Origin of the sequence: Bacillus sp. HY001, from assembly GCF_007558965.1 — a bacterium.
In the GTDB taxonomy this organism is placed as follows: domain Bacteria; phylum Bacillota; class Bacilli; order Bacillales; family Bacillaceae_G; genus Bacillus_A; species Bacillus_A mobilis.
The window spans coordinates 1-2383 of sequence record NZ_VLTE01000169.1; the positions used below are offsets into that span (position 1 = coordinate 1).

The following is a 2383-nucleotide window of genomic DNA, read 5'->3' on the forward strand; positions in this document are numbered from 1 at the left end:
CCAATTAAAATACTGATTAATAAGCAAGAATACTATATTCTTCTCAAATTACCTATACCTATATTTTCACTATTTTATTATGATATCAACATTTATTTAAAGAGGTTTATACAAAGTGAATAAGTGGAACTTTTAGAAAGGGAAGACGTGCTTTCGTTTTCTCTTTCTAAATTCACATAATTTTCAAATATTAAAACCTAAATGTTAATGTTTGATATATAATGAAATCAACCCGTAGCTAGAGTGTTTGCTCCGATTCAAATTATGAGATAGCTTGTTTCACTTTTTTTATATTATCCACAAAAAAACTTGTAGGGGTTCCTACAAGTTTTTTACAATACTAATATGTCTGCCTCAAAAATCAAATGATTAAGAACATAATTCAATGGTAAAAACCACATTTTAAAATAAACATCCTAAAAAATTACAATAAGTTAGATCTTTCAGTTAATCTTTTATTTATTTGAATCATTTTTTCATCATCTTTCGGTTGCCTTAGCCAATATAACCATTCAGGTATTAATATTGACCTTATTCTATTATAAATAAAAATTGCATCTTGATATTCTCTACATGCACTTGCATTAATCTCAGATAAATTCCCAGTATCAAATTTGTTAATAATACTATTTCCTAATGCCTCTAATTTATTTGATTGCTTCTTCAATTCATCGGATGTTTTAAAACCATAAATTAATATAGACATCGAAGGTAATAATATTTTTATGATATATTCTTGCATTGACATATTCACAAAAAATCCAAATGCAATAGTTAAAATTAGATATAACCCAGAAACTGCAAATAATAAAATTGAAAAATTACGTTTTAATGAAATTGCCCACATCAAATTACTTCGTTGAGCTAAAATTACATTAACATAGAAGTGTTTTGAAGATAATCCCCCATACCAGTTTTTTAGTTTTTCTTCATCTCCTTTAAATTCAGATGAAAAATCCCTAATGTCCTCAGGAGAAATTTGATTACCTACAAGCACATTGTTCCATCTTATATTAAATAGGTTAATATCAAATTTTTCTTGTATCTTAGCTCCTTTTTCAATATAGCCACTTTCTAGCTTCTCGATTTGATAAGCAATTAACAACCACATGGAACCTATTACTGAGAACCAGACACCAGCATTCGATGTTCCAGTGCTCCCGCGATTAAATAAATAAATACTTATTGAGAGTATCGGAATAAATATACTAATACATATTCTTACCGCATAAAATGTTTTTGACTTGTTATAGCAATATCTCATTGCTCTCAAGAGCTCTATATTTTCTTCACTGTTTTGCTTCTCTAACACCCTTACACCATCCTAATCTTCATGTGATGGGAACTCATCACCAAAAACTTTTTTCCAACATTCTATAGCTTCTTTATGTTGTCCTAAATTCTCATACCTTATAGCCAAATCTATGTTTTCAAAGCATCCACTAGATTGGTTACTAATGGAAAACTTAGTATTATAATCCAATGTATTTAAATCCCCTTGTATCCCTTTGGGATCGTAATGACTATTGTATATAGAGGTTTTTAAGTATTCGAAAAATCCTCTTAGCTCTTGTTTCATGCCGTTCCAATAAAATTTATTTTGAAAATAATCCAAAACAATATTTTCCATTAAGTAAGAAGATATTTTTTTAGAACAGTTAGTATTCCAGTACTTTATAACACGAATAAGACCTAATACATTCCCATCAAATTTTTGGTTCGTTTCAGTCGCTCTTTCATTATCAATTCTGGGATCAGTTTTTTTCCAGTTTCCACTACCATCTGGTATAATATAATAACTTTTTCCATAAGCATTCTCTGAAGTAATAAAAGCTGGTACAATATCAAAAACCCAATCATAAGTTGAGAGCTCTAAAGTTGTTGCTTCTTGTCTTCTATGAATTTCTGCTTTTTTGTATTGTGGAATTATTGATAAACTACTCTTAATCTTTTCTATTACTCTAATTGAATTTAGTGTACCATCATCATTAACTAACTTCCTTAACTTATCTGCATCCTCCGGGACGTTTAATACTATTTTATCTGCGTATTCCGTATACGTCGTTCCTTCACCTGTAAAAACTAGCATAAGATCGATATCGTCAAGTGGACGTATTTTTGTTCTTCTTCTAAAAGATCCAAAACCAATAATTTCTTTCCCTGCATAAAGCTTCGGGAAATTTTCAACAACTTTAGGAAAATTTTTTAAATTCCCATACAACCAATCTCTACTATTTCTAGCAATTCCAGTTTGTTCGCTATCTAAGTCCACAGAATTTTTAATAAAATTATCGTATGCACTATTTGCTGTTTTTACCAATTGAAAAATCCCCTCTTCTTCATTTATTAAAACTCTCCACTAATATGTATATTGGTATATTCA

2 protein-coding genes are annotated in these 2383 nt (G+C 29.3%); both read right to left on the reverse strand.

The annotated features are described in order from the left end of the window. Positions 1-424: 424 nt before the first annotated feature. Entirely contained in the window at positions 425-1312 is an 888-nt protein-coding gene (locus tag FOT98_RS29970; RefSeq protein WP_000890773.1) for an S-4TM family putative pore-forming effector, read from the reverse strand. A 12-nt stretch (positions 1313-1324) separates the two neighbouring features. Then, entirely contained in the window at positions 1325-2320 is a 996-nt protein-coding gene (locus FOT98_RS29975; protein ID WP_000241092.1) for a nucleotidyltransferase family protein, read from the reverse strand. Positions 2321-2383 lie beyond the last annotated feature (63 nt).